The organism is Cupriavidus sp. WS (assembly GCF_000395345.1).
In the GTDB taxonomy this organism is placed as follows: domain Bacteria; phylum Pseudomonadota; class Gammaproteobacteria; order Burkholderiales; family Burkholderiaceae; genus Cupriavidus; species Cupriavidus basilensis_B.
This window is the reverse complement of the sequence record NZ_AQPL01000218.1, coordinates 1-4,730: the sequence shown is the minus strand read 5'-3', so window position 1 is coordinate 4,730 and position 4,730 is coordinate 1. Positions and strand designations below refer to the sequence as shown.

4 protein-coding genes and 1 pseudogene are annotated in these 4,730 nt (G+C 67.9%); 4 read left to right on the top strand and 1 reads right to left on the bottom strand.

Going from position 1 to position 4,730, the window contains the following annotated elements; genetic code table 11:
- Together K206_RS43765 and K206_RS0118440 are read left to right on the top strand one after the other, a co-directional pair.
- Positions 1–239 (top strand): annotated as a pseudogene (locus K206_RS43765) (hydantoinase/oxoprolinase family protein); the annotation flags it as partial.
- A complete protein-coding gene (locus K206_RS0118440; protein ID WP_020203866.1) occupies positions 236–1,861 on the top strand; it encodes a hydantoinase B/oxoprolinase family protein in 1,626 nt (541 codons plus the stop codon). The pseudogene K206_RS43765 and the gene K206_RS0118440, both read left to right, overlap by 4 nt.
- A 23-nt stretch (positions 1,862–1,884) precedes the next feature.
- Here K206_RS0118440 and K206_RS0118435 read toward each other — a convergent pair whose 3' ends face one another.
- Complete coding sequence (locus K206_RS0118435; RefSeq protein WP_020203865.1) at positions 1,885–2,862, bottom strand: LysR family transcriptional regulator; 978 nt, start codon at positions 2,860–2,862, stop codon at positions 1,885–1,887.
- A gap of 485 nt (positions 2,863–3,347) precedes the next feature.
- On the opposite strand from K206_RS0118435, the gene K206_RS0118430 reads away from it, so the two are divergent.
- Entirely contained in the window at positions 3,348–4,340 is a 993-nt protein-coding gene (locus K206_RS0118430; protein ID WP_020203864.1) for a tripartite tricarboxylate transporter substrate binding protein, read from the top strand.
- A 213-nt stretch (positions 4,341–4,553) separates the two neighbouring features.
- Positions 4,554–4,664 carry a hypothetical protein gene (locus K206_RS44755; RefSeq protein ID WP_369796901.1) on the top strand — a complete coding sequence of 37 codons (111 nt, stop codon included), beginning with the start codon at positions 4,554–4,556 and terminating at the stop codon, positions 4,662–4,664.
- Positions 4,665–4,730 lie beyond the last annotated feature (66 nt).

The following is a 4,730-nucleotide window of genomic DNA, read 5'->3' as shown; positions in this document are numbered from 1 at the left end:
CGCTGGCAGGCGGGGAGCCGGCCCGGCCCAAGGGCTCGCGCCTGGTCTATTTCAGGGAAGCCGGCGCCTACGTGGAGACCCCGGTGTTCGAGCGCGGCGCGCTCCAGGCCGGTTTCTCGGCGGCGGGGCCGCTGCTCGTGGAGGACGCCAGCTCGTCGCTGGTGGTCGGGCCGAAGGGCCATGTGAAGCAACTGGCGAGCGGCAATCTGGTGATCACCATTGAGGAGCAGGCAGCATGACAAGCGACAGGCAAACCCACGGCGGCGCGGCCGCCGACCCGATCTTCCTCGAAGTCTTCTGGACGCGCGTGCGCTCGGTGGTCAACGAAGCCGCCAAGCTGATCGTGCGGACCTCGTTCTCGACGCTGTCCACCGAGGCCAACGATTTCGCGGTGGTCATCACCGACTCGCAGGGGCGCTCGCTGGCCGAGAACAGCGGCAGCATCCCCTCGTTCATCGGCACGCTGCCGCGCACGGTGCAGGCGGCCATCGCCCGCATCGGCGCGCAGGCGATGCGCCCGGGCGACATCTACATCACCAACAACCCGTGGATCGGCACCGGCCACCTGAACGACGTGTGCCTGGTCAAGCCGCTGTTCCACCAGGGCGTGCTGACCGGCTTCGCGGCGACCGCCGGCCACGTGCCGGACATCGGCGGCAAGATCCGCTCGGTGGACGCGCGCGAGCTGTTCGAGGAAGGCTTCCACATCCCGATGATGCACCTGCTGCGCGAGGGCCAGGCCGACGAGACGCTGCTGTCGCTGATCCGCACCAACGTGCGCACGCCCGAGCAGACTGTGGGCGACATCTGGTCGCAGGTGGGCGCGGTGGAACTGATCTCGCGCCGGCTCGACGAGATCCTCACCGAATACGCGCTGCCGGGCATCGACGACCTCGCCCACGCGCTGTTCGAGCGCAGCGAGGCCGCCATGCGCCAGGCCATCGCCCGGCTGCCCGAGGGCGAATACCACTACGAGATGGAGACCGACGGCTTCGACCAGCGCTTCCGCTACGTGGTGGCGGTGCGCGTGAAGGACGGCGAGATCGAGTGCGATTTCGCCGGCACGTCGCCGCAGCAGCCGCGCGGCATCAACTGCGTGCTGTCGTACACCAGCGCGATGACGGTCTACGCCATCAAGTGCCTGCTGCTGCCGGACCTGCCCAACAACGACGGCCTGTTCCGCCCCATCCGCGCGGTGGCGCCGGAAGGCAGCATCCTCAACCCGCGCTCGCCGGCGCCGGTGGGCGGGCGCTCGTGCACGGGCCATTACGTGCCGACCGTGATCTTCGGCGCGATGTACCAGATCCTGCCCGAGAAGGTCATGGCGGGCGTGGGCTCGCCGCTGTGGATCGCCAACCTGAGCGGCACCCGCGACGACGGCAAGCCCTTCGCCACGGTGCTGTTCTACAACGGCGGCCTGGGCGCGACGGCGGGCAAGGACGGCGCCTCGGTGATGTCGTGGCCGAGCAATATCTCGCCCACGCCGGTGGAGGTGGCCGAGCGCGACGCGCCGCTGTTCTTCAAGTACAAGACGCTGCGCGAGGGCTCCGGCGGCGAAGGCCGCTTCCGCGGCGGCCTGGGCGAGGAGATCTGCTTCGTGAGCCAGCACCGCACGCCGCTGTCGATCGTGTTCCTGACCGAGCGGCTGCAGGTGCCCGCGCCCGGCCTGGGCGGCGGCGCGCCCGGCGCGTGCGGGGAAGTGCTGATCAACGGCCGCGCCATCGACTCGCGCCGGCCCCAGGTGCTGGAACCGGGCGACGAGGTCATCCTGCGCACGCCCGGCGGCGGCGGCTACGGCCCGCGCGCGGCGCGCGACCCGCGCCTCGTCGCGCACGACCGCGAGCATCAATACGCGCTCTGAGCGCGCCCCGGGCCCGGCGCCGGCTAGGCCGGCTTCGCGGCGCCCTTGCGGGGGCGCCGCGCCGCGGCCGCCTCGATCATCGCCACGCCGTCGGGCAGCGGATGCTGCCTGATGGTGTCGAGGATGACGTCGAGCATGCGCTGGGAGCTCGGCGACAGCGAGCGCAGCCGCCGCGTGATCAGGCAGATCTCGCGCGACAGCACCGGCCCGCGCAGCTCGCGGAACGACAGCTCGTTGAAACCCGCCACCCTGGCCGCCAGCGCCGGCACGATCGAGAAGCTGCCACCTTCGCTGAGCACCGCGAACAGCGAGGTCGTGCTCGAGATCTCGTCGTGGCTGCCCTGGAACACCGGCCACTGCCCGGCGTTGTGCGCCAGGAACGTGCCGATGCCGGTATCCGCCGTGAACGCGACGAAATCCTTCGACTTCAGGTCGGCCCACCGCAGCGGCCCCGTGCCCGACGCCAGCGCATAGTCCGCGCGGCACACCACGCCGAACCGGTCTTCCAGCAGCGGCGTGTAGTCCAGGTCGTCGAAACCCTTGTGCTTGCTGGTGATGGCGAAATCGAGCTCGCCGTCGATCACCAGTTGCTCGACCTGCTCCGCGCCGGCGTCGCGCAGCGAGAAGGTGACGTTCGGGTATTCCCGCCGGAACGTGGCGATCGACTTGACCAGGAACTGATAGATGACTGAAGCCGCCGCCGCGATGCGGATGTGGCCCTGCTGGCCCTGCGCGAACGACTGCAGGTCGGCGATGGCGCTGTCGAACTCCTTGAGGATCTTGTCGGCCTCGTCCTTGAAGCGCATGGCTTCCTGGGTCATGACCACGCGCCGCGTGTTGCGGTCGAACAGCTTCAGGCCGACCGCCTCCTCGAACTGCTGGATGGTGGCGGTCAGCGCCGACTGCGTGACGAACAGGCGCGCGGAGGCCGTGGTGAAGGACCCGGCATTGGCCACCTCGACGAAACAGCGCAGGTGCCGCAGGGAGATATTTCTGCTCATGGGGAACGGGAGAATGGGACGCCGCGGCGCGGCCGCCATGCCCGGGCGCGGGGACTGCGCTGCCGGGGATGCGACGCCGGGAATCCGGCGAGGGATGCGGCCGATGTTATATCGCCGAAAACGAACAATCAACAAAAACCAATCATCCGCGCCGAATGCCTTGCGGCCCCTGGCCGCAAGCCGCGGCGGCGCCCGCGCAGGGTGCCCGACTTATCGCTGTTCGTGATTAGTTCATCGTAAGTTTTCAGTAGTGCTCATTAGTCAAACTCCCTAGAATCGACCTGACTGATGAGGCAATGCCTGTGCCGGACGCCCTTTCCCAGGCAGCCGGCACGGTGCTTGCACACAGATGATGTTCCAGAAAAAGAGAACGACCGTCCGCCTTTGCGGGCAGGTTGTCTCACTATGCTCCAGCACTTCTTTCCAGTTCCCAACCCCACTCCGGTCCTGATGAACGGCCCGGATCGCATCATGGAGAGAGAGTCATGTTTGGAAAGATTGCCCCCGTGCTACTGGCGCTGGCATCCGCAGGTTGTTTCGCGAACGCCGCTGCCGCGGCGGAGGCGCCCTCCGACTATCCCGGCAAGCAGCCGGTAAGAATCATCGTCCCCTATCCGGCCGGCGGCTCCACCGACCTGCTGGCCCGCGTGCTGGGCCAGAAGGTCGGCGAGCAGATCGGCCAGACCGTGGTGGTCGAGAACCGCCCCGGCGCCAGCGGCAACATCGGCGCGAGCTACGTCGCCAAGTCGCCGGCCGACGGCTACACGCTGTTCCTCGGCACCTCCACGGCGCTCGCGGTGAACCCGAGCCTGTACAAGACCCTGCCCTACTCGCCCGACAAGGACTTCTCCCCGATCATCCTCGCCACGCTGCTGCCGAGCCTGGTGGTGGTCGGCAACTCGGTGCCGGTCAAGACGATGAAGGAGCTGCCGGCGTACCTCAAGAGCAATGCGTCGCAGGTTGCCTATGCCTCTTCCGGCAACGGCACGCCGGCGCACCTGGGCGGCGAGCTGTACAAGAAGACCGTGGGCCTGCCGACGCTGTCGCACGTGCCGTACAAGGGCGGCGTGCCGGCGCTGACCGACCTCGTGGGCGGACAGACCACGGTGATGTTCGCCATCCTGCCGGAAGCCTATCCGCTGGTGAAGGAAGGCAAGCTGCGCGCGCTCGCCGTGACCACGGCAAGCCGCCTGCCCCAGTTGCCGAACCTGCCCACGGTGGCCGAGTCCGGCGCGCCCGGCTACGAGCTGGTGGGCTGGTACGGCTTCCTGGCGCCGGCCGGCACGCCCGCGCCCATCATCGCCAAGCTGAACCACGCCTTCGACCACGCCCTCAAGGACGAAGAGGTCAAGGCCAAGCTGGTCGGCATGGGCTTCGAGATGGCCGGCGGCCCGCCCGAGGTGCTGGCCAACAAGATGCGCAGCGAAACCGCCAAATGGCGCAAGGTCATCAACGACTCGCACATCACGCTCGACTGAGCGCGGCAAGGCCCGGCGGCGGCGCGGTCCGCCGCGCGCCGTTCCTTTGCCAATCTACAGGCGGCACGCGGTGGCCCAACCCCGGGCGGGCGCGCCCCACGTTGGTGCTGCATGCCGTGCTCACGCCACGCGAGCGCGACATCGTGGGGCTGATCGCGCAAGGCCGCGACAACGCGGCAGGTCGCCGCGTACCTGGGGTTGCGCGAAAAGACCGTGAGGAATCACATTACGAGTGTTCTTGCCAGGCTTGCGCTGGAGAACTGGCTGCAGGCTATTGTGCTGGCGCGCACGGTGGGATTTCGGGATTTTTTGGGTAGATTTTGATTCGGGGTTTTAAAGTTAAAGGTTTAACTTCGGCTTCACAAAGTCAACTTCAACTTCAACTTCAAC

Excerpts from the sequence above, each read along its gene's own strand:
- K206_RS0118440 (WP_020203866.1), top strand. The coding sequence starts at position 236 with ATGACAAGCGACAGGCAAACCCACGGCGGCGCGGCCGCCGACCCGATC.
- K206_RS0118435 (WP_020203865.1), bottom strand. The coding sequence starts at position 2,862 with ATGAGCAGAAATATCTCCCTGCGGCACCTGCGCTGTTTCGTCGAGGTG.
- K206_RS0118430 (WP_020203864.1), top strand. The coding sequence starts at position 3,348 with ATGTTTGGAAAGATTGCCCCCGTGCTACTGGCGCTGGCATCCGCAGGT.